The organism is Streptomyces sp. WMMC500 (genome assembly GCF_027497195.1).
Classification (GTDB): Bacteria; Actinomycetota; Actinomycetes; order Streptomycetales; family Streptomycetaceae; genus Streptomyces.
Window position 1 is genome coordinate 393,797 of the sequence record NZ_CP114905.1, and the last position, 23,787, is coordinate 417,583.

General features: G+C 74.4%; 7 protein-coding genes. 1 reads left to right on the forward strand and 6 read right to left on the reverse strand.

Annotation, left to right across the window (positions count from 1 at the left end; translation table 11 throughout):
- Positions 1-54: 54 nt before the first annotated feature.
- The 4 genes from fxsT to O7599_RS01690 all read right to left on the reverse strand — a co-directional run bounded on the left by fxsT (position 55) and on the right by O7599_RS01690 (position 8,356).
- On the reverse strand, positions 55-4,158 hold the full coding sequence (gene fxsT, locus O7599_RS01675) for an FxSxx-COOH system tetratricopeptide repeat protein (protein ID WP_281620259.1): 4,104 nt from the start codon (positions 4,156-4,158) through the stop codon (positions 55-57).
- A gap of 536 nt (positions 4,159-4,694) precedes the next feature.
- Positions 4,695-5,825, reverse strand: coding sequence for a MoxR family ATPase (locus O7599_RS01680; protein WP_281620260.1), 1,131 nt, complete (start codon positions 5,823-5,825; stop codon positions 4,695-4,697).
- Positions 5,822-7,300: a hypothetical protein gene (locus tag O7599_RS01685; protein ID WP_281620261.1), complete on the reverse strand. Its 1,479-nt coding sequence runs from the start codon at positions 7,298-7,300 to the stop codon at positions 5,822-5,824. The genes O7599_RS01680 and O7599_RS01685 overlap by 4 nt, the downstream gene beginning before the upstream one ends.
- 63 nt (positions 7,301-7,363) lie before the next feature.
- Entirely contained in the window at positions 7,364-8,356 is a 993-nt protein-coding gene (locus O7599_RS01690) for a trypsin-like peptidase domain-containing protein (protein WP_348652584.1), read from the reverse strand.
- A 712-nt stretch (positions 8,357-9,068) separates the two neighbouring features.
- On the opposite strand from O7599_RS01690, the gene O7599_RS01695 reads away from it, so the two are divergent.
- Positions 9,069-11,522 (forward strand): AAA family ATPase, encoded by a 2,454-nt coding sequence (locus tag O7599_RS01695; RefSeq protein WP_281620263.1) that lies wholly within the window; start codon positions 9,069-9,071, stop codon positions 11,520-11,522.
- A 30-nt stretch (positions 11,523-11,552) separates the two neighbouring features.
- On the opposite strand, the gene O7599_RS01700 is transcribed toward O7599_RS01695, so the two are convergent.
- Both O7599_RS01700 and O7599_RS01705 read right to left on the reverse strand, forming a co-directional pair.
- A complete protein-coding gene (locus O7599_RS01700; RefSeq protein ID WP_281620264.1) occupies positions 11,553-14,438 on the reverse strand; it encodes a LuxR family transcriptional regulator in 2,886 nt (961 codons plus the stop codon).
- A 58-nt stretch (positions 14,439-14,496) separates the two neighbouring features.
- Entirely contained in the window at positions 14,497-23,706 is a 9,210-nt protein-coding gene (locus O7599_RS01705) for a type I polyketide synthase (RefSeq protein WP_281620265.1), read from the reverse strand.
- Positions 23,707-23,787: the final 81 nt, after the last annotated feature.

A 23,787-nucleotide genomic window follows, 5' to 3' on the forward strand; every position in this document is an offset into this window, starting at 1 on the left:
CGGCGTACTCGGAACACTCACCTCCGCAGCGGAGGAGTGTGCCCCGGCCCGCCTTCAGATCACCATGACCTCCGCGTCGCAGTCGGCACGGTCGCCACGCGTTGCCGCGGTCGTCGCGGGGTGGCCCTGCCCCAGGCTCTGCCGCAGGCTGGAGAGCGCGGCGGCGTAGAGCGTCTCGGCCCGCTTGCTCTTGCCGAGCGTACGCAGGTCGGCGGCGAGGTTCAGAGCGCAGGCGAGTGTCGTCGGGTGACTCGCGCCGAGCGCCTGGTGCGTCCGCCGGTAGGTGTCCTCGTCCAGCTCGGCCGCCGCCTGGTCCTGCCCCTGGCCGGACAGGTCGCTGGCGAGGTTGATGGCCGCGGCCAGCGTGTAGGGGTGCTCGGGGCCCAGGGTGGAGGTCAGCCCGTCGACCGCCTCCTGGTCGAGCGCATGCGCCTGCTCGGTCTCGCCGAGGTGGCGCAGCGCGACGGCGAGGTTGGTGCCGACCGCGTAGGTGTACGGGTGCGTGTCGCCGAGGTTTCGGCGTAGCCGCTCCAGCAGCTCCTGCCCGGTCGTGCATGCTTCCTCGACCTGGCCCGCCTGGCGCTGGGCGATGGCGAGGCTGGACGCCGCGCACTGGGTGTCGAAGTGGTCGTCACCGTAGCGGCGCCGGTAGCGCTGCCACGCATCCGCGCAGGCTTCGAGCGCCCCGTCGTGGTCACCGGCCTTGCGCCGGGCGACCCCGAGGTGCCGCAGCGCGAGCAGGGTGGCGGGCGTCTCGATGCCCGCCAGTTGCTCGAACCTGGTCGAGTTGATCTCCTGAACCTCGCTGGCCCCGATGTAGTCACCGCACTCCCGCAGGTCGACCGCGAGCAGGCTGCCGAGGAGCAGGGTGAGGAGCGCGTTCTCCCCCAGCACCTCGACGGCGAGCTGGAGGGTCACGGCGTCGACGTTGCGGGCCGTCTGGAAGTCACCGACGGTGCGCAGCGCCGTGCCGTAGTCGACCGCGCTGCCCAGGGTGTACGGGTCGCGCTCGCCGAAGGAGCGCATGGCGCGGTCGTAGGCGTCCTTGTTGAGCTTCACCGACGATTCGAAGTCGCCGGCGGCACGCAGGTCGACGGCCACCGCACGGGTGGCGAGCAGGGTGTCCTCGTGCGACTCGCCGACGATCCGACGGAGCCGGTCCAGGCTGTCCCTGTTCAGTTCTGCGGCCTCGGTGTACCGGCCGAGCGAGCGGAGCGCGTGGCCGACGGTGCGGGCCACGGACAGCGCCTGCGAGTCGTCGGGACCGTGCACCTCCCGCCATGTCGTCAGCGCCTCGGTGCCGAGTTCGCGGCATGCCTCGTGGTCGCCCCAGGTGTAGAGGTACACGACGGTGTTGGCCACGAGTCCGCGGACCCAGCGGTCCTCGCTCTTGACCGCGTCGGACGCCCGGATGTGCGGCAGCAGCTCCGCGTACCTGGCCCAGTTCGCGGTGACGGCGGGCTCCCTCGGGTCGCCGCCGGCCATCAGCAGGTGCGCGGCGTCGCGCATCGAGACGCGCTCGTCCTCGGTCATCTGGTCGATGAGCACCGCCTGGACCAGCCGGTGGAGCTGGATGCTGTTGGTGCGGTGGTCGATACGGGCGAGGGCGTACCGGTTGACCTCGCGGAGCGCGTGGCCGAGCCGGATCGGGTCGCTCAGCACGTCGCCGAGCAGCCCCGGCAGGGAGGCGTTGCGCCCCGCCATGAACAGGGTCCTGGAGACCGGCTCCGGTGCGAAGTAGGCGCACACCTGGAGAAGCTGCAGGGCGGCCGGATTGGTGTCGCGCAGACGGTCCAGCGACACGTTCCACGCGGCCGCCACCGGGAGCTGGTAGTCCATCGGCGGGGCCAGTTCGAGGAGTTCGCTGCGGCGGTTCACGAACTCCGCCCGCTTGCCCTGGAAGAGTTCGAGATATTCCTCGGCCGGCATGCCGGTCTCGGCCAGCCAGACCGCGGCCTGCTCGATCGCCAGCGGCAGGTCGCCGAGCTCCTCTGAGAGGTGGTCGGCCTGCTGGTCGGTCAGCTCGGGACCGCGGCGCCGCAGCAGCGCGACGCTCTCGTCACGGGCGAAAACATCCACCTCGATAGTCCGCGCCATGTTGACCCATTGTCCGTTCCGGGAAGTGACGAGAATCCGGCCCGTGCCGCCCTGAGGGAAGAAGGGGAGCACGGACTCTGGATTTTCGGCGTTGTCGAATACGAGTAGCCAATTGCGGTACGGCTCGCCCAGCCGGAGCGCTTCCAGCACCGCGGGAATCGCGGTGTTGGCCTCCGCACCGGTCGGAAGTCGCAGCCGCTGCGCCAGGTCCACGTATCCCGCGCGGATCTGAGCAGGCTGCCCGGCCGGAATCCACCAGACGATGTCGTACTCCGAACTGTGCCGGTAGGCATACTCGATCGCAATCTGGGTTTTTCCGACACCGCCCATCCCGTGCAGCGTCTCCGGCAGCACGGCGGTGGTCCCCTGCGTCAGTCTGTTATGCAAATCGCGGAGCGCATCGACCCGGCCGATGAAGTTGACATTGCGGGGCGGCACGTTGCCCCAGACGGGGGGTGGACTGCCCGACTTGCGCCTGTCGGCGATGGCCCGCTCCACCACTCCCGGCCGCGGCAAGTGCCTTCCCACCGTCGCACCCGATTCGAGATCGGATGCCCCGCTATCGTTCCTGGACAGTGGACTCTCCGCTGATTCAGCCGGGGTGCCGGGATCAGTTAAGGGATTCTCGGGCACAGCAACCGCCTCATATCGTAGCGTAACGGACTTAACAACTGGAGCAGTGCGCGAGCGCGAGTCGCCGCCGGAGCGCGCAGCCGACTCGTCCCCGGAAGGCCGCAACCTGCTCAACCTGCCCGCCCACGGGCGGTAGGGGCCGGACAGCGCGTGCAGCGCCCGGACGACCGGAGCGTAGTAGTCCCAGTGCTCGTCCCCCGCCGGCATGCGCACCTCGCCGGCCACCCGCGAGGGTTCCGCCAGCACTTCGCCCAGTTTCCGCAGCTCGGGCAGCGAGGGCGTGAGGTGGTCGATGACCCGCCGCATCACCTCGGCGGTCTCCGTCCGCCGCCCCGAGGCCAGCAGTTCCTCGGCGACCCCCGGCAGGAACGTGTAGCGCACGGTGTCGAGGGCGGCGTCTCCGGAGGCGGCCGCCTCCGTGGCGACCAGCAGGCCCGACGTGATGACCTCGGCGAGATCGGCGGGACGGGAGCCCGGTTCCGCGAAGAACTGGACCATCTCCATCACCGGAAGGGACAGCGGTGCGACCGCCAGGTGACGGGCCAGCCGGAACGCCACCGGGGAGGCGGCGGCGCGGAAACCGACGACCCGCTCGGCCGGGGTGGGCAGCGCGCTCTCCACCTCGTCGTCATCCGCCTCGGGGACCGCCGACAGCACCCGGGCGCCGGCCCACTCGCCGCGCTCCCCCGTCAGCAACTGCGCCCAGCGGCCGAGCCAGCGCGGCTCGAGGCCGACCACCGGCACGACTGGCTCGTCCGGGCCGGACTCGGCCTCGGTGCCGGTCGCGAGCCAGGGCTCGGCCGGCTCCGCCACGATCCGCAGTCCGGACGCCCGCAGCCGTGCGGGGCGCGTACCGAGCCAGGTCCTGTGCCACGAGAGATGTGACAGCAAATGAGTGATGACGACGGGGGCGTTTTCCCCCCATCGGGTGACGAGTCGCTGGCCCGCACCCGACCGCCAGGCAGGACCGATCCCGTCGGTGACCACCATGACGATCCGGCGGCGGGCCGCCGCCGGATCGAGACGGCCGTACGCCGGCCCGCCGCTGCCCGGACCGCGCAGCGCGAGCCGCGAGTCCTGCTCCGCGTCGGTGTCCAGCAGCCGGACGGTGACCGTACGGAACGCTCCGATGCTGCGCAGCAGGTCGGAGAACTCGGCCACGGTGTGCCGCCACACCGCCATCGACGCGCCGGCATCGACGACCAGGACGAGGTCGAGCCACCGCTCCCGGGCCGGGTGGAACCGGGGCAGCCGCGGCTCCGGCTCGACGAGGGCGTCCGCGGTGGCCTCCTCGTCCAGCTCCGTCGCGTGCACCGAGGGGACCGTCCGGCGTAAAGGGCGTAACGACCGCTCCAGGAGCCGGTGGTCGGTCAGCCCCGGTACGGCCGGCCAGGCGACCGGCGCCTCCTCCGCCGGGAGGGGGTCCACGGACGGGCCGCCGGCGCCCCGTGCGGACCGGGCCGGCGGCTGCGGGCCGTCGGGCCCCGTGAAGCCGTCGCACCACGCGCCCGCCTCACCGGAGCTGCCGTGCCCGCCGCCGACGCGCTCGCCGGGCGGCGGGGTGCGCGGAAGCGGGAGGTGCGGCCCGGCGCCGGGCACCAGACCGCCGGCATCGTGCCCGGGCAGACGGCCCTCGCCTGAGCGGCGGTGCTCCACCCGGCTGTGCTCGCCGTGGGGGTGTCCGCTGTGGTGGTGCTCGTCGTGAGGGCGGCCGTCGTGGCGCCGGTCGCCGGGACGGGGCCCGTCGTGGCGGGGCTCCTCCCGGCCGGACGTGCCGGGCGGCGGTGCGGCCCGGCGCGGGTACGCCGGACCGCCGGGCCACGGACCCGGCGGCAGCCTGTCCGGCGGACGGGTACGCCCGGCCAGGCACATGGCCAGCCACAGCGCATCCGCCATCTCGTGGGGGGAGAGATCCTCGCTGTGGAGTGGCTCCGGCGGAGGGTCGGGTGCCGTCCGCCCGGTGGTCATCCCGGCCTCGCAGCATCGAAATTGCGCCAGAGCGAGGCCAGCAGCCGCTCCCAGTCGCCGTCCGGGGTGAAGCGGTCGGAGGTCGCCAGATAGACACTGTTGAGCAGTTGGTCCGCGGGCAGGCCGCCCTCGCGGGCGCTGCGGGCCACGAAAAGACGCACCAACTCGTCGCCGCGGCCGCCGGCCTCAAGACCGAACCTGGCGGCCACCATGGCGGCCAGCTCCTCCTGGTCGGGAACGGGCATCTCCAGGCGCAGGCACCGCCGGAGCAATGCGGGCGGGAATTCCCTCTCGCCGTTCGAGGTGATGATGATCAGCGGAAAGGCACGGCAGCGCACCCTTCCGTCGCGGATACGCGCCGTCACCCCCGGGTCGTCGGTGAGGACGGTCGCCTCGGGCTCGCGGGAAGCGCTCCGCACGAGCTCGGGAATGGTGTATTCGCCTTCCTCGAAGACGTTCAGCAGGTCGTTCGGTAGATCAATGTCCGATTTATCCAGTTCGTCAATGAGAAGCACGCGCGGTAGCCGATGCGGCAGGAGAGCCGTACCGAGCGGGCCCAGTTGTATGTAGTCGCCGATCCTGGCCTTGTCCACGATCCGGTCGTCGGCGCTCTCGGCTCCCGCCTCGGCGGCGGCGCGGTAGGTCGCCGCGTCCTGCGCGCGGGCGATGGCGTCGTAGTCGTACAAACCCGACCGGAGGGTCGTTCTCGTCGTCACGGGCCAGCGCAGCACCCGACCCAGCCGCAGTTCCCGGGTGATCCGGTAGGCGAGAGCGGACTTGCCCGAGCCGGGCCGGCCGGTGATCAGGAGGGGGCGCCGCAGGTACAGGGCGGCATTCACCATGTCCGCCTCGTCGACGTTGACGGGACGCCCGGTGCCGGATCCCTGATCGGCGGGGCCGATACGGCGGGTCACCTCGGCCTCGTCCTCGGGCGGACGCGGCTGCAGCGGCTCGCCGTCGAATCTGCGCCACGGCGGCGGGCCCATCAGTACCTCGTCGAGATCACGTGCGGCGAGCTTCCCGCCGTCGCCGCGGTACACCCACCACGCAGGGGGGCCGCCGGCAGGGCCGTTCCCGCCGCCGGTTACCGGATCCGCCCCATCGCGGGTAGGCCGATCGTCATTCATCGCTCTGTCCTCCCCATGACCCTCGGCGACTGCCGACGCGTCGGCTGCGTATAGATGTTGCCCGGGTCGTCGTGGAGCAAAATCACCCCGCCCCGGATCTGCGTTCCCCGCCATTCGTGGACGCGCGCCGGCAGGCCGGCGATCATCCCTCCGTCGAACAGGTGTTCCGCAAGCGTGTGAACGAGGTCCCCTCCGGCACTGTCGTTGTGCCACAACATCGCGGGGATCCCCTCACGTAACGCCACGTCGTAGGCGTGCGGCGCCGCGGTGCGGGGCCGCCGCGGCGCGTCGGCGAGGGCAACCGCGACGACCCGCGTGTCGGTGTCCTTGTTCAGGATGTCCTGGAGGCCGGCGGCGCCGATTCCCTCCGGGCCGCCGCAGAGTTGCCATCCGCAGTCGCCGGGGTTGTCGCTCATCGTCCGCCAGCGCCGGTTCCAGACCCGTTGCAGCGTCCGGTCCCGCTGCCGCTCCAGACACCGCAGCACGACGGGGTAGTGCTGGACGATGGGGCGGGGCAGTCCCGACTCGCGGTGGGTGGCCCATTCGTCGACGGGCAGCCAGATCAGCTCCCTGCCGAGCAGGAACTCCACCTGAACCTGGATGTCGAGGCTCGCCAGAGTGTCCTCGCCGTCGGCTATGACCTCCGCCACGGCGCTCTCCAGGTCCTCGCCCGTGCACCGGTAGTGCGCGAAACCGGGGACGGCGGCCGACGACGCGTCCTCCTTCGTCCAGGACGACAGCACGTACTCGTCCGTCTCCACGTCGAACCACTCGACCTGTATGGCGAGATAGGCGGTCGGCTCGCCGTCGGGCGCCGGCACGGGAGCCAGGGTGCGGCGCAGCTCCTCCCACGCGGGGAGCAGGCCGAGCGCCGTCGCCACCGCGGCGTTCCAGTCGCGCAGCCGGCCGGCGGGCCCGGCGGGCGCGAAGGCGGCGAGGTGTTCGACGTAGACCATGCATGGCAGCAGGCCGTCGGCCCGCGCGTTCGCCTCCATGAGGTGCTCGAAGGCGCGCAGAACGTCGGGAGGGCCGGGTGGCAGCCGCTCGTAGACGCCGCGCGCCGCACGGTGCAGCTCCGCCACGGGCAGCCCCGGCAGCCCGGCCAGCCCGGTCAGCAGCCCGCGGATCTCGGCCAGTTCCTCAGTCGTCAGCGCCGGCTGGGCGGGCACCTCGAAGACCAGTTGCCGGAACGCCTCTGTGGACCGGGCCTCGGGCGCCAGGAACTCGATCGAGTCGGCGAGTGCCCTGAGCCCGCCCCTCCGGTCCTGCAGATACCGGACGACCTCGTATAACTGGCCCCGCGGTGCCGAGACGGTCCGCAGCACGGCGACAAGGTTGACGCTCAGCCGGTCCCCCGTGATCTCCAGGCACTGCCGGCGCAGTTCAATGTCGCTCATCGGTCTGGTCCGTTCCAGGGCCTCGACGAGTCTGCTCACACGCTGCCAGTCCGACTGCCCACTGAGAGCGTGTGTCATGCGAACCTCCTTTGGCCCTGCGGCCCGAGACAAAACCGATCGCGTCTGAATCCCGCCGCCCGCTCATGCCTGCGCCTCGCCTTTGAAGCGCCGGACGGCTTCCGCCACGGACCGTGCGGCTGCCGAGCTCCCGACCAGGTCTTCGATGGCCTGTACGAGTTCGTCGACTCCCCCGTCGTAGTCGGTGCTGGTCCGCACGATCTGATACATGTGCGGCATCGGCTCCGAACGCTCGGCGATCAGCAGGCGGATCTCGGGACGCAGCAGGGACACCAGGTCCTGCCGACCGGAAAGGGACGCGAAGAGCGGAATCGCCAGGATGAAGTGCGCCAACTGGGTGCACTGGCGCGGCGACAGCTCATTCGTGCCGTTCGAGCGCCCCTCGACCGGTTCTCCGAGCATCCCCGCGAGCGGGCGCCACTCGCGGGCGACGGCGCCCAGGGGGAACATCCAGGCGAGCTGCTCACGACCGGGCCCGTACACCGCCACGAGCAGCCCCACGACGCTGTCCGGCCGCGGGTCCCACACCCCCGCGCCGCTGAAGCCCTGCTGTACGGGGACACCGCCCCCGCCCGCACCGTCGAGCTGCCGCCAGGCGTGGTTCGGCCCACCGGCTCCGGAGACCCGGACATCGCGCCACACCCCGTCCGCCAGACCCGGGTTGGGATACCCGTAGACGCGGACGACCCGGGGCTCCGCCCCCTCCCCCGCCGCCAGCGCCGCCGGCCGGGCCGCGGCGGGCGGCTCACCGGACTCCAGCGCCAGCACGGCGATGTCCCCGGAGCGCGGCGCAGCGGGGAACCAGCCGCCGGACACCACCCGGGCGGGCCGCGACTTGAGGTCACCGACGGCGGAGAAGTCGACGTCGACGGGGCGGTCGGGCACGGAGGGGTCAGCCTCGGACCGCCCGAGGGCGCTGTCGACGACGTGGGCACAGGTCAGGATCAGCCCACGGGGAAGCAGCACCCCGGCACCGCACACGACGTCGCGACCAGGGATGCATAACCTGACCCGCCACTCGCCGGACACCCTTCGCCCCCTCTGCGCCACGTGCACGGCTCCGCCAGTGCCTGCGAACGCCCGTACGCCAGACCTGAGAGCGTAGTGAAGAGGCTACGCACACCAGGGCAGTTGTGCGAGATCCTCGGTACTCATTTGACAGGTGCCCGGACAGCAAGAACCTGCGGCTACCGGAGATCGTCTCGCCGCGCCCCCCCGTTGACGGCCTCATCGACCGCGCGATGGGAGGTATCCGCGCCGACGAGGTACCGGCCGTCCGACACCGAGAGCCATGAACGCCTGTCCTCGGGGGCGAGCCCGCGCCACATGCCGGTGCGGTTCAGGCGATGCGTGCAGGCCAGGCCCCCCGTTCCGCTTCTCCTTGCAGAGTCCCACGGTCCCCGGCAACGGCGTCACGAGCCCGATCCTTGATAGCCGATTCCCTACACCTACGGGCGACGGCGTGCGCCTGCGAGGAGCCGGTGGGCCAGGTCAGGCCTTGCTGCGGCGGGGAAGCCCGCCCGCTCGCGGCGGGTGCGGAGGTTGGCCGCGTCCCGGCCGGCCGGCTGCCAAGTGCCAGCCAAGGGGGATCCAAGGGCGGTCGGCGATAGTTCCAGCCTGGACCCGGCCCGCTCGCGGAGCCGCAGGAGCGCTCACCGCGGGAAGGATCCCGGGCGTCGGCTATCTCCCGAACGCGAAGGAGACGAGTGAGGATGAGGTGTCTCACGGAGGAAGGCCGCGTTGCGGCCGGACGAGGGATCTCTTCGTAATGCGCGGAACCCCCCGCCTGGACACCGTTCCCCTTGTCGAGCGCGACTACCAGACGGGTCTGCTGGACGTCGCTCTCGACTCCTGCCGGAACGGTGCCGGCGGCGTGGTCGTCGTCGAAGGGGGCTTCGGGACCGGGAAGACCGCCCTCCTGCGGGCCGCGCAGGACCGGGCCGCCGCCGCCGGTTTCACGGTTCTCCGCGCGCGCAGCAGTGAGTTCGAGAGCACCTTCCCCTACGGGATCGTCCGCCAGCTCTTCGAGCCGTACTTCGCGGCCGCCCCGGCCGACGCGCGCGCCGCGGCCGTCGACGGGCCCGCGGTGCTGGCCTCGCCGCTCTTCGACCACCGGCATCCCGTCGCGCATGGCGACATCTCGCCCCGGCAACACGAATCGATCCTGCGCGGGCTGCACTGGATGCTCGTCAACATGAGCCGGCGCAGCTCCGTCCTGTTGGTCCTCGACGACCTGCACTGGGCTGACGCCGCGTCGCTGCGCTTCCTTCAGTACATCGAGAGCCGGCTCAGGCGCGATCGCGTCCTGTGCGTCGCCGCCACCGCGTCCGTCGACTGCGGCGCGTACCCCGACATCACCGATGCGCTGCGCGGTTCGCCCGCGGTGCGCTCCGTTCCCGTGGACGTGCTCAGCGAGAAGGCCGTGGGGGAGATCCTCGGTGCCGTGCTGGACGTGGCCCCGGACCCGGAGTCGGCGTACACGGCCCGGCTGGTCACGGGCGGGAACCCCGGGTTGCTCCACGAACTCGTCAGCGAGCTGCGGCGCGCCCCTGGGCCGGGGGTGCCGTGGGGTCCCGGGCTCGTGGCCAGGGCAAGCCCCCGGATGGTCGCGAGAGCCGTGCAGCGCTGGGTGGGGCACGTACCGCAGGACGACAGGGAAGGTGCCCGGCGCCTGACCGACGCGCTGGCCGTCGTGGGCGGCTCCGCCGGGTACGCCGAACTCGCCGACGTCACCGGGCTCACCCCGCGCGAGGTCAGGGAGGCGGTCGGCGTGCTCACCGACATCGGCGTCGTCGAGCCCGGTGTCCCGCCCCGCCTGGCCCACCCCATCGTGCGCAACGCCGTGTACGAGCACATGCCCCGCGCCGGCCGCTACCGCGCGCACGCCGCCGCGGCGCAGGCGCTCGCCCGCAGCGGCGCCCCGCCGGAGAAGGTCGCCGAGCACCTGCTGCACATCCCGCCGGTACGGAACGACCGGCTCGCCACCGCCCGCCCCGCCGTGGGCGACACCGCCGAACTCCCACCCGCCCGGCGCGCCTTCGCCGCGCTGCTCGACGGCGCGAGCGGGGCTGACGTGGGCCGGCTGGCGGAGGAGGCCTGGCAGCGTGGGCCGCGCGGCCCCGAGGCGAAGGGCGACGCCCTCGCCCCCGGCCTGATCGCCCTGTGCCTGTCCTGCTGCGGGCGCCTGTCCGAGGCCGCGGCCCTCCTCGACGACTCCGTCCGGCGCGTGGAGGCGCTGGGACTGGTGCCGGCCTCGCGCGACTTACGGTCCCTGCGGGCGTACGTCCAGCTCAGCCGCGGCCTCCTCGCGGAGGCGGATACGGACGCCACGGCCGCGCTCAGCGATGCCGCCCCGGACAACGCGACAGTCCTCGGCCGCCCCTTCGCCGTCTACGCACTCACCGAAGTCCTCCTGCTGCGGAACCAGATCGGCGCCGCGGCCGCCGCGTTCGCCCGGCACGGAACGCCCGGCGACGCGGCGCACGCGACACACCCCGCGCTGTCCCTGCCGCTGACGGCTGCCCGCGGCCGGCTGCGCCTCGCCGAGGGCGACACCGTAGCGGGCGCGCTCGACCTCCTGCACGTCCACGAGCTGCTGACCGAACACGGCGTCCGCTCCCCCGCGTTCGACCACGCGGTACGCGCCGTGCCGGCGCTCACCGCGCTCGGCAGGGCCGACGAGGCCCGCGCCCTCGCCGCGGAGCGGCTGCTCGCCGCGCGCGCCTTCGGCGACCCCCGCACCCTCGCGTGCGCGCTGACCGCCCGCGCCACCACGGTGAGCGGCGACTCCTCGCTCGCGATGCTGACCGAGGCGGCGGAGCACATCGACGGCACCGGCGCGGTCGTCGACCGATGCGAGATCCTCGTACGGCTCGGCGCCGGACTCCGGGAGGCCGGGCGTACCGCACAGGCCCGCCGCACGCTGGGCGAGGCCATCGAGGTTGCCGACTCCGCCGGCCTCACGGCGCCCGGCAAGCAGGCCCGGCGCGAGCTGTCCGCGATGGGCGTGCGCGTACGCCGGGTGGTGCGCACCGGCGTCGCGGGGCTGACCCCCCGTGAGCACCGCGTCTCGCTACTGGCGGTGGAGGGCAAGAGCAACCGGCAGATCGCACGCATCCTCTTCGTCACGGTGAAGACGGTGGAGTGGCACCTGAGCCAGGTCTACCGGAAGCTGGGCATCGCCTCGCGGAGAGAACTCGGAGCCGCCCTGGCCGGCGACTGAGACCCGCCGGCACCCACCCGACCCGTCGTCTCAGACGGCCGCGGCACGCTGCCGCGCCAGTGCCTTCGGCAGCTCGTGCCGTGAGGTGATGCCCAGCTTCCGGTAGGCCCGGTTGAGGTGCCACTCCACGGTCTTCACGGTGACGAAGAGGGTCTGCGCGATGTCCCGGTTGCGGATGCCCTCCGCCGCCAGGGCCGCCACCCGCCGCTCCCGGGAGGTGAGGGTGCCGTTTCCCTCCTCGGCGACGCGGACCCGTACCCCCATCGCCGACAGCTCGGACCTGGCGTCGTTCACCAGCCCCCACGCCCCGCAGCGCCGGGCCACGGCCAGGCCCTGGTGCAGAGTCTGCCTGGCCCGGGCCCACCGCTCGCACCGGCGCAGGGCCGCGCCGAGGTCGACGAGCACCGTGGCGTGGTCGAGCCTTGCCTCGGAGCCGGCGAGCAGCTCGGCGGCCTCCTCCAGGTACCGCACCGCCGGGCCGGGCGCCGCCGTCAGGCCGCGCACCCGGAGCGTGGCGGCGATCACCCGCCGGGAGGCGAAGGCCCGTACGCGCGGGCGCAGCCGCTCCACCATGGCGCCGGCCTCTTCCGTGCGCCCCGCCCGGTTCAGCAGGACCGCGGCGTCCAGGGTCTGGAGGAGGGCCGGGTTCCGCAGCCCCCAGTCCTCCATCAGCCGGCACCCGTGGAGGATGTCCTCGACGGCGGTGTCGACGTCGCCCCGGGCGCCGTGCAGGCGGCCGCGGGCGAACAGCACGGGAACGTAGATCGCGGACCTCCGCATCGACGCGCTGAAGTCGTGGGTGCGTACGACGGCCGCCGCGGCGTCCAGTTCGTGGCGCGCGATCAGCACCCGGGTCAGCGCGCCGACGGCGAACACCGCCATGGGGCTGCGCAGGCCGGCGCCGTCGGCCCGCTCCAGCACGTGCCGCGCGTCCGTCTCCGCCTCGGCCAGCCGTCCGCGCTGGTACCGCGCCCAGGCGCGCACGGCGCGGTAGGAGTCCGCGGCGATCGGCGCGCCGGTCTCCTCCGCGTCCGCCAGCGCGTGGGTGAGCAGGCGCTCGGCGTCCCCCAGCAGGTCGCAGCAGACGAGGACGGCGGCGACCCGGCACCAGAGCTGCGCGGACACCTCGTGGTCGTACGACGCGAGGCCGTCGGCGAACACGGTCGCCAGGGCCTTCTCGGTCAGCTCGCCGATCCGGGCCGCGGGCTCCCCGCGGCGCAGTGCGGCGGCCGGTTCGTCGAGGGCCAGGAGCCGGGCCGCGACGGGGCTGGCGGCGTCGGTGCGGGCCAGCTCGCGCAGCCGCTCCTTCGCGATGTGCCGCAGGTGGGACGCCTGGCTCGCGGTGACGACGAGCGCGACGTCCAGTCGGCCGCCGAGGGTCTCGTCGCGGTCGCCGACCTCCTCGCGTAGCTGCTGGAGGAGGGATACGGCCTCCTCCACCCGGTCGGCGGTCACGAGGCCCGTCGCGAGGTCGAGCCCGATCCTGCCGCGCTGTACGGGGTCCGCGCTCAACTCCATCGCCTGGCCGAGGTGGTCCAGGGCCGCGACCAGGCGGGCGCGTACCTCGGCCCGGCCGAGTTCGGTGAGCACGGCCACCTCGTCCTCGGCCGCCGGCGGTTCCTGGAGGGCGCGGGTCAGGTACGCCACCGCGGCGGTCGGCCGGTCGTCGGCGACCGCTTTGCGGGCCGCCCGGCGCAGCAGGGCGACCGCCTCCCGGTTGCCGGTCACGTCGGCGTGCAGCAGGTGCCGGGCGATGTCGTCGACGGGGGCGGCGGCGCGGGCGAGGACGTGCGCCGCCCGGGCGTGGACCGCGTTGCGCCGGGTGGCGGGCAGGCTGTGATAGATCGCGGCGCGGACGACGGGGTAGAGGAAGCGCGGCGGCAGGTCGGGCCGGAGAAGCCCGCCGTCCACGAGCGCCCCCAGCGCGCCGGCGACGGCTCCCTGGTCGATGCCGGCGACGCCGCCGGCGTACGTGAGGCCCGGTTCGGTGCCCAGGACGGCCATGGCCTCGACGAGGGCGACGGCCGGCGCGGGCAGCGACCGCAGCCGGCGCAGCATGCCGTGCACGACCCTGGGCGGAGCGAGGCCGGGCACGAGGGCCGCGGGCGGCGGTCCGCCGTCCGGCCGGGCGGCGGCGGCCAGTTCGTCGACCAGCTCGCGGAGGTAGAAGGGGGTGCCGCCGGTCGCCTGGTGGCATGCGTCCCCGAGTACGGAACCGGTTTCCTCGCCGAGTCGCGCGGCGAGACAGGCCCTCACCCCCGACACGCTGAGCGGCGTGAGGCGCAGCAACTCCGCTGCGGGCAGGCTGACGACGGCGTGGGCACCGCTGATCCGGGGCCCCTTCTGGGCCGGGTCGGTGGTGACGCCGAGCAGGATCGGCCGGCTGTCCAGGCGCGTGGCGAGGTAGTGCAGGAAGCGGAGCGAGGGGGCGTCGCCCCACCACACGTCGTCGAGCAGCAGCGACAGGGGTCTGCGTTCCGCGAGGTGAACGCACATCCAGTAGAGGCCGTTCAGGAGTACGTGCTGCCGGTCGCCGGCGGAGGGAGCGGCGTCCCGGCCGACGGGTGGCGCGTCCTGGGGCCCGTACTCGAAGAGCCGGCGCGCCGGCCCCGCCGGTCCCCGGAACACCCGGCACCGCTCGTCCGGGGGTGCCGAGGCCAGCCAGCCCTCGAAGAGCTGGCGCACGACCCCGTACGGGAATCCCCCCTCCGACTCGTCACTCCTGGCCTGCAGGACACGGCAGCCCTCCGCCTCCGACCTGCGCCGCAGGGCGGCGAGCAGGGCGCTCTTGCCCATCCCCGGACCGCCCTCGATCAGGAGAAGTTGCCCGGCGCCACGCCGGCATCGCGTGACCGCGGCTTCGAGGACTGCGAGTTCGTGGTCCCGCTCGATCAGCGGCACGTCTGCTGTGCGCATGATGTCCTTCCCCGTCGGTGACGAACTGTCGGTGCAGGTGAGTCGGAGCTACGGCGCGTCACTCGCCCTCCACCGCCCTGTCGATGAGGGCGAGCAGCTCGTCGTCCACGATCGGCACGTGCTCTGCGGCCGGGCCCGTCGTGGTGAGCCCGTCGGTCCGGGTGGTCGGTGTGGACGCGGCGTGCTCGGGGCCGGGTGGGAAGAGTTCTGTGTGGATCCGGTCCGCCAGTTCGGCGGGGGTGGGGTGCCGGAACACCACCGTGCTCGGTAGCCGCACGCCCGCCGCGGCGGTGAGCCGGTTGCGCAGTTCCACCGCGGTGAGGGAGTCGAACCCCAGCTCCCGGAAGGGGCGGTCCGGGACGATCTCCTGCGCGGTGCCGTGCCGCAGGACCGTGGCCGCCTGCGACCGGACGAGGCCCAGCAGCACGCGCCGCCGTTCCTCGGGCGGCGCGCCGGCCAACTGCCGGGCCAGGGCCCCGTCGTCGGCACCGGGCTCCCCCGCGGGCCTGCCGGCCGCGGCCCGCGGCCGGACCGTGCCGACCAGACCGCGGAACAGGGCCGGCAACTCGCCGGCGGCGGCCTGCCGCCGCAGGCCCGGCAGGTCCAGCCGGGCGGCGACCTGGACCGGTTCGCCGCCGGTCAGCGCCGCGTCGAACAGCGCGAGCCCGGCGGCGGAGTCGAGCGGTGCCACGCCGGCGTCCGCCAGCCGCTGGACGTCCCGCTCGTGCAGGTGCCCGGTCATGCCGCCGGCCTCCCGCCAGAGTCCCCAGGCGAGGGAGACGGCGGGAAGCCCGCGGCTCCGGCGGCGCCGGGCCAGGGCGTCCAGGGTGGCGTTCGCCGCGGCGTAGTTGGCCTGGCCCGCGGTGCCCAGCAGCCCGGCGACGGAGGAGAACAGCACGAAGGCGTCCAGGTCGAGTCCCGCCGTCAGCTCGTCCAGGTGCTGCGCGGCCTGCGTCTTGGCGCGCAGCACCCGCGCCAGCCGCGCGGGCGTGAGGGTCTCCACGACGCCGTCGTCGAGCGTCCCGGCGGCGTGGACCACGGCGCCCAGCGGCCGGTCGGCCGGGACGGCCGCGAGCAGGTCGCCCAGCGCCCGGCGGTCGCCGACGTCGCAGGCCGCCACGTGCACCTGTGCGCCGAGGCCGGTGAGTTCGGCGGCGAACGCCTCCGCGCCGTCAGCGCCGAGGCCGCGCCGGCCGGCCAGCAGCAGGTGCCGGATCCCGTGCCGGGTCACCAGGTGGCGGGCCAGCAGGCGGCCGAGCGTCCCCGTACCTCCGGTGACGAGGACCGTCCGGTCCGGGTCCAGGCGGCGGGGCAGGGTGAGCACGGCCTTGCCGAGGTGACCGGCGTCCTTCAGCGTCTCGAACGCGTCCGGCGCCTCCCGGATGTCCCACGAGGTGATCGGCGGCGGCGGGAGCGTGCCCGCGGCGAAGAGGCCGACGAGGCGGCACAGTACGTCCCCGACCCGGCCGGGGTCCTCGGCCAGCAGGTCGAAGGGCCGGTAGACGACGCCGGGCCGGTCCGCGGCCACGGCGTCGGCGTCGCGGACGTCGGTCTTGCCCAGCTCGACGAACCGGCCGCCGCGGGGCAGCAGGTCGAGCGACGCGTCGGTGAACTCGCCGGCGAGAGTGTGGAGGACGACGTCCATGCCGGCGCCGCCGGTGGCGTCCCGGAACCGCCGCCGGAAGTCCAGGTCGCGGCTGGAGGCGATGTGGTCCTCGTCGAGTCCGAGGCGGCGCAGCAGGTGCTGTTTGGCGGGGGCGGCGGTGGCGAAGACCTCGGCGCCCACATGGCGGGCGACGTGCAGCGCCGCCAGTCCGAGCCCGCCGGTGGCGGTGTGGACGAGGACCCGCTCGCCGCGGGCGAGGCCGGCCCCGTCGACCAGTCCCATCCAGGCGGTGAGGTACCCCACGGGCACGGCCGCGCCCTGCGCGAACGTCCAGCCTTCCGGCATCCGCACGAGGGTGCGGGCGTCGGCCACGGCCACGGGGCCCAGGGCGCCGCGGACCAGGCCCAGCACGCGGTCGCCGACGGCCGGTCGGGTCACGCCGGGCCCGACGGCGGTCACCGTACCCGCGCCCTCGACACCCAGGTCCCCCTGCCCGGGATACATGTCGAGCGCGACCAGCACGTCGCGGAAGTTGAGCCCCGCGGCACCCATCGCGATACGGACGTGGCCCTCGGGCAGGGGCCCGGCCGCCTCCGGGGCGGGGACGGCCGCCAAGCCGTCGAGCGTGCCCCGGACGGCGGCGTCGATCCGCCACACCTCGTCCGCCGGCGGGGTTGGGAGGCGGCCGGCGGCGCTCGCCAGCCGCGGGACGGCCACCTGCCCGGCCACCACGCGGATCTCCGGCTCGTCCGGCCCCGCGAGGGCGGCGGCCGTGGCCCGGTACCCCGGGTCGTCGGTGACGTGCGCGAGCGCGAAGCGGCCGGGGTGTTCGGTACGGGCCGTACGCACCAGGCCCGCCACGGCGGCCTGGGCCGGACCCTCGCCGGTGACGGCGAAGGCGAGCCGGGAGCCGGCGAACCGCTCGTCGGCCAGCCACTCCTGGACGAGTCCCAGCGCGCGGGAGGCGGCGTCCTCGGCGGTGCCCGCGTCGGGAACGGGGGCGATCACGGTGGCCGGTACGGGGTCGGCGAGGGCGGCGAGGAGGGGTGCGCGCTCGTCCAGGACGCAGGGGGGACCGGGCAGACCGCTCGCGGCGGGCGAGGCGGGCGGGACGGGCCGTGAGCGGATCCGGTACAGCCGCCCGGAGTCCTCCGCCCGGGCGGCGGCGTCAGCGGTGCTCTCACGGAGCGTCAGGGAGTCGACCGCCGCCAGCGGACGGCCGGTGGCATCGGCCACGTGCAGGGCGAAGGTCCCCTCCCCGTTCGGGACGACATGCACGCGCGCCGCCGTGGCGCCGGTGGCGAACAGTTCCACCCCGCTCCAGGCGAACGGCAGGGCCGGGCGGGCGGCCCGCTCCTCGATCCGGCCGAGCAGCGCGCCATGCAGGCAGGCGTCGAGGAGCGCGGGATGGATGCCGTAGCCGGCGACTGCGGAGGGAGGTCCGCCCGCAGGCCCGGAAGGGAGCGAGACCTCCGCGAACAACTCGCAGCCCCGCCGCCAGGCCGCGCCCAGGCCGCGGAAGGCCGGTCCGTAGTCGTAGCCGAGCGCCGCCAGCTCCGCGTACAGCTTGTCGACGGTCACCGACTCGGTGCCGGCGGGCGGCCATTCGCTGAGGACGGGGCCGCCGGACGCTCCCCGTGTGGGCGCGAGGACACCCGTGGCGTGCCGGGCCCACGGCTCCCCGCGCGCGGCACCGGCCGGGCGAGCATGGACCACGACGGGGCGGCGGGGCACCGTTGCCGAATCGTCCTCCGGAGGGCCTACCGCTATCTGGAGCTGGACCGCGTCACTCTCAGGCAGGTGGAGTGGAGCGTGCAGGACCAGTTCCTCCAGCCGCCCGCAGCCGACTTCCTCGCCCGCGCGGAGAACCAGTTCGACGAGGGCGGCGCCGGGCAGCAGCACGCTGCCGGAGACGACGTGATCGGCGAGCCACGGCACGGTGCGGGGGGACAGCGTGGCCGCCAGCAGGGCGGAGTCGGAGCCGGCCACCTGGGTGACGGACCGGGCCAGGGGGTGGTCGCCGGTCTCGGCGGCGGGCGCCGGAGCGGCCATCCAGTAGCGGCGGCCCTCGAAGGCGTACGTCGGCAGGTCCACCACGCGGGCGCGGCGGAAGGCGGGGGCCCAGTCGACGGCGGCACCGTGCACGTGGGCCTCGGCGAGCGAGGTGAGGAACCGTTCCGTCCCGCCGTCGCCGCGGCGCAGGGATCCCACGGCGACCGCGTCCGCCTCGGCGGTCTCCTGGACGCCCATGGTGAGAACGGGGTGGGCGCTGGTCTCGATGAACATACGGTGGCCCTGACCGACCAGTTTGCGCACGGCGTCGGAGAAGCGCACCGTGGCCCGCAGGTTGCGCACCCAGTAGCCGGCGTCCAGCTCCCGGCCGTCGAGCATCTCCCCGGTGACCGTCGAGAAGAACGGCACGTGACACGGCCGCGTACGGATCCCGCCCAGTTCCTCGGCCAGCTCCGCGGCGATGGCGTCGACCTGCGGGGAGTGGGACGCGTAGTCGACGTTGGTACGGCGTACGCGGACCTGCTCGGCCTCCAGCGCCGACGTCAGTTCCGCAAGTTCCGCCGCCGGCCCGCTGACGACCGTGGTGGCCGGGCCGTTGACCGCCGCCACGCACAGCCCGCCGCCCAGGGCGCCGAGCCGCTCACGTACCGCGTCCGCCGGCAGTGCCACCGACGCCATCCCTCCCCGGCCGGCCAGCCGCCGGGCGATGACCCGGCTGCGCAGCGCGGCGACCCGGGCACCGTCCTCCAGAGTCAACGCCCCCGCCACCACCGCCGCCGCGATCTCACCCTGCGAATGACCCACCACCGCGGACGGCACCACACCGAACGACTCCCACAACCGCGCCAGCGACACCATCACCGCCCACAACGCGGGCTGCACCACATCGCCTCGCCGGAGATCGCCGTCGAGATCCTGCAGCAACGACCGCCCCGTGAAAGGCGCCAGCGCCGCGGCGCACTCGTCCAGCGCCCCCGCGAACGCCGCCGACTGCCCGTACAACTCCAGCGCCATCCCCCGCCACTGCGACCCCTGCCCCGGAAACACGAACACCGGACCGGCTCCGACGCCGGTGGCCCGGCCCGTGACGAGGCGGGCCGCGGGCTCCCCCGCGGCCAGCGCGGCCAGTGCATTGGCCAGTTCGCCGGCGTCCCTGCCGACCGCCACGGCCCGGTGCTCCAGCGCCGCCCGGGTCCCGGCCAGCGACCAGCCGACGTCCGCCGCGGAATGCTCGGGGTGCGCCCCGGCGAAGTCGCGCAGCCGCGCGGCCTGGGCGGCCAGCCCGCGGGGGGTGTCTCCGGACACGGGCCACACCAGCACTCCAGCCGCCGGTGCCGGCCGCGGTCCGGCGGGCTCGGCCGACTTCTCCGGCTCGGCGGGCTCGGCGGCCTCTTCCACGATCACGTGCGCGTTGGTGCCGCTGATGCCGAACGAGGAGACCCCGGCCCGGCGCACCCGGCCGCGGCTGGGCCAGGGGCGCTCGCCGGCCAGCAGCGCCACGGCGCCGGACGACCAGTCGACGTGCGGGGACGGCTGGTCGGCGTGGAGGGTGCGCGGCAGTACCCCGTGCCGCATCGCCATCACCATCTTGATCACGCCGCCTACGCCCGCGGCGGCCTGCGCGTGGCCGATGTTGGACTTCAGCGACCCCAGGTACAGCGGCTCGCCGGGCTCGCGGTCCTGACCGTACGTCGCCAGCAGGGCGTGCGCCTCGACCGGGTCGCCCAGGCGGGTGCCCGTACCGTGCGCCTCGACGGCATCGACGTCCCCGGCCGTCAGCCCGGCCACGGCCAGGGCCCGGCGGACGACCTCTTCCTGGGCGGGGCCGCTGGGGGCGGTCAGTCCGTTGGACGCGCCGTCCTGGTTGACGGCCGAGCCGCGCACCAGGGCGAGGATCCGGTGCCCGTTGCGGCGGGCGTGCGACAGCCGCTCCAGCACGAGCATCCCCGCGCCCTCCGCCCAGCTCGTGCCGTCGGCGGCGGCCCCGAACGCCTTGCAGCGGCCGTCGGCGGACAGCCCGCCCTGGTGGCCGAACTCCAGGAACATGCCCGGGTTCGCCATGACGGCCACGCCGCCGGCGAGGGCCAGGGTGCAGTCCCCCTGCCGCAGTGACTGCGCCGCGAGGTGGAGGGAGACCAGCGACGAGGAACAGGCGGTGTCGACGGTGAGCGCCGGACCCCGCAGGCCCAGCGTGTACGCCACGCGCCCGGACAGCACGCTGGGCGTACCGCCGGTGAGGATCTGCCCCTCGAAGCCCTCCGGCGCCTGGTCGAGCCGGGCACCGTACTCCTGCGCCATGGCGCCGACGAAGACACCGGTGGCCGTGGACCGCAGCGTCGCCGGGATGATCCCCGCCCGCTCGACGGCCTCCCAGCAGACCTCCAGAAGCACGCGCTGCTGCGGGTCCATGGTCAGCGCCTCGCGGGGTGAGATCCCGAAGAACCCGGCGTCGAACTCGGTGGCGCCGTCGAGGAAGCCGCCCCGCCAGGTGCGGCCGGCGCCGCCGGCGTCCCAGCCCCGGTCGTCCGGGAAGTCGCTGATCGCGTCGGTGCCATCGGTCACGAGCCGCCACAGGTCCTCGGGAGACCGGACGCCACCGGGGAACCGGCAGGCCATGCCGACCACCGCGATCGGATCGTCCCCGTTCTCGTCGCCGGGGCGGTCCGACCGCTCGGGTACGCCCCTCGCGGCGGGCCCGTCCGTCAGCCCGGCGCGCAGCCGCTCGGCCAGGGCGGCCGGTGTGGGGAAGGAGAACAGGACATCGGAGGGCAGGCGCAGGCCGGTGGCGGTGCCGAGGCGGTCACGTAGCTCGACGGACATGTGCGAGTCGAAGCCGGCGTCCTTGAACGTCGTCTTCTCGTCGACACGTGCGGGGTCGGTGTATCCGAGCACGGCCGCCGCGTGGCCGCGTACGAAGTCGAGCAACCGCGCTCGCTGCCGGCCCTCCCCGCGACCGGCCGGGTCAGCGGTGACCCGGGCCTCGGGGGGCTCCGGTTCCGCCGCGGTGCCTGCCTCGTCGTTGCCCGCGGGCAGCCAGTGGCTGGTGCGCTGGAAGGGGTACGTGGGCAGCGGGACGCGCCGGGCGCCGAGACCGTCGAACGCCGCCTCCCAGGTGACGGCCGCCCCGCGCGTCCACGCCTGCGCGACGCCGGTGAGGAACCCCCGCCGGCTGCCGTCGCCGCGCCGGAGGCCGCCGACGACACCGGCTTCGACACCGCGTGCGTCGGCGGTCTCGGAGACGGCGGTGCTCAGCACGGGGTGGGGGCTGGTCTCGATGAACAGGCGGTGGCCCCGGTCGAGCAGGTTCCCCACGACGTCGGAGAAGCGCACCGTGCGGCGCAGGTTGCTCACCCAGTACGCGGCGTCCAGCTCCCGGCCGTCCAGGATCTCCCCGGTCACCGTCGAGGGGAACGGCACCCGGCACGACCGGGTGGGGATCTCGCCGAGGACGTCGAGGAGTTCCGGCACGACGGCGTCGACCTGCGCGGAGTGGGACGCGTAGTCGATGTCGACGCGGCGTACGCGGATCTGCCGGGCCACCAGGACCGCCGTCAGCTTCTCCAAGGCCGCCGGGGGCCCGCTGACCACCGTGGCCGCGGGGCCGTTCACCGCGCCCACGCACAGCCCGCCGCCGAGCGTGGTGAGCAGCTCCCGCACCTCGTCCGCCGGGAGCGCCACCGAGGCCAGCCCGCCCCGGCCCGCCAGCCGCCGGGCGATGACCCGGCTGCGCAGCGCGGCGACCCGGGCACCGTCCTCCAGAGTCAACGCCCCCGCCACCACCGCCGCCGCGATCTCACCCTGCGAATGACCCACCACCGCGGACGGCACCACACCGAACGACTCCCACAACCGCGCCAGCGACACCATCACCGCCCACAACGCGGGCTGCACCACATCGCCTCGCCGGAGATCGCCGTCGAGATCCTGCAGCAACGACCGCCCCGTGAAAGGCGCCAATGCCTCGGCACACTCGTCCAGCGCCCCCGCGAACGCCGCCGACTGCCCGTACAACTCCAGCGCCATCCCCCGCCACTGCGACCCCTGCCCCGGAAACACCAGCACCGGACCCGCACCGGGGAGGGCGACGCCCTCCACGACGCCGGGGGCGGGCTCGCCCCGGGACAGGCGCGCGGCTGCGTCGCGCAGGCCGTCCTCGCCGGATCCGATGACGACGGCGCGGTGGCCGAACTGCGCGCGTGTGGTGGCCAGGGAGAGTCCGACGTCCTGCGGGGTACGCCCGGGGTGGTCGAGCAGGTCGCGCAGGAGCCGTGCCGGCTGGTCCCGCAGTGCCGGAAGGCTGCGGCCCGAGAACACCCACGGCAGCGGCCGGTCGTCCGTACCGTCGCGCTGCAAGCCGTCCCCGGCGCCGGCGGCGGGGGCGGGGTCGGGGGCGTCGGGCTGGGCCACCACGACGTGGCAGTTGGTGCCGCCGAGGCCGAACGACGAAACCCCCGCCACCAGTGGCCGCTCGGGACGCGGCCAGCCCTCGCGGGCCACCTGCACCCGCAGGTTGAGCCGGTCCAGCGGGATCCCCGGATGCGGTGTGGCGTAGTGGAGGCTGGGCGGGAGTTCGCGATGGCGGATGCTGAGGACCGCCTTGAGCAGGCCGACGACGCCGGCCGCGCCCTCCAGGTGGCCGACGTTGGTCTTGACCGAGCCGACCGGCACCGGGTCGCCCGCGGGGCGGGCCGCGCCGACCACCGCGCCGAGGGCCGCTGCCTCGACGGGGTCCCCGGCGGGGGTGCCGGTGCCGTGCAGCTCGACGAACTGGACGTCGCCGGGGTCCGTGCCGGCGTGCCGGTAGGCCAGCCGGAGCACCTCCTCCTGTGTGCTGCGGCGCGGGGCTCCGAGGGAGTCGCCGCCCCCGTCGTTGTTCACGGCGCTGCCGCGGAGCACGCAGGACACGGTGTCGCCTTCGGCCAGGGCCCGTTGGAGCAGCTTGAGGACGAGCACGGCGCCGCCCTCGCCGCGGACGTAGCCGTCGGCGGCGGCGTCGAAGGTGCGGCAGCGTCCGGAGGCGGACAGCGCGCCCATGCGGTCGGAGGTGGCGGTGGAGTCCGGGGCGAGGACCAGGTTCACGCCGCCGACGAGGGCCAGGGTGGATTCCCCGCGGCGCAGGCTGTCGCACGCGAGGTGGACGGCGACGAGGGAGGAGGACTGCCCGGTGTCCACCGTGAGGCTCGGGCCGGTGAGACCGAGGGCGTACGACACCCGGTTGGCCAGCATCGCCCGCCGGGTACCGGCGAAGGTGTGGTGCGTACGGGCCGCGTCGCCGCGCCGGTGCGCCAGTTCCGCGTAGTCGTCCCAGACGGCGGAGGCGTAGACGGCGGTCGCGGTCTGGGAGAGGTCGTACGGGACGATGCCCGCGTCCTCCAACGCTTCCCACGCCAGCTCCAGCATCAGACGCTGCTGCGGGTCCGTGACCGCGGCCTCGCGCGGGGAGATGCCGAAGAACTCCGGGTCGAAGGCGTCGACGTGCTCCAGGAATGCGCCGTGCACCGCTCCGCCGGTGTGCCGCCTGCGGCCGTCGGGCACCTCGCCGACGGCGTCGATCCCGTCGCGCAGCAGCCGCCAGAACTCCGCCGGGCTCGACGCCCCCGGCAACCGGCAGGCGAGTCCGACGACGGCGATCGGATCCATCCCGGTCATACGCGGCGCTCCCCGTGCCATGTCACCGGTGCCGTGGCTCTGCCGCCGCACCGTCGCGGTCTCGTCGTTGCAGGGACGAAC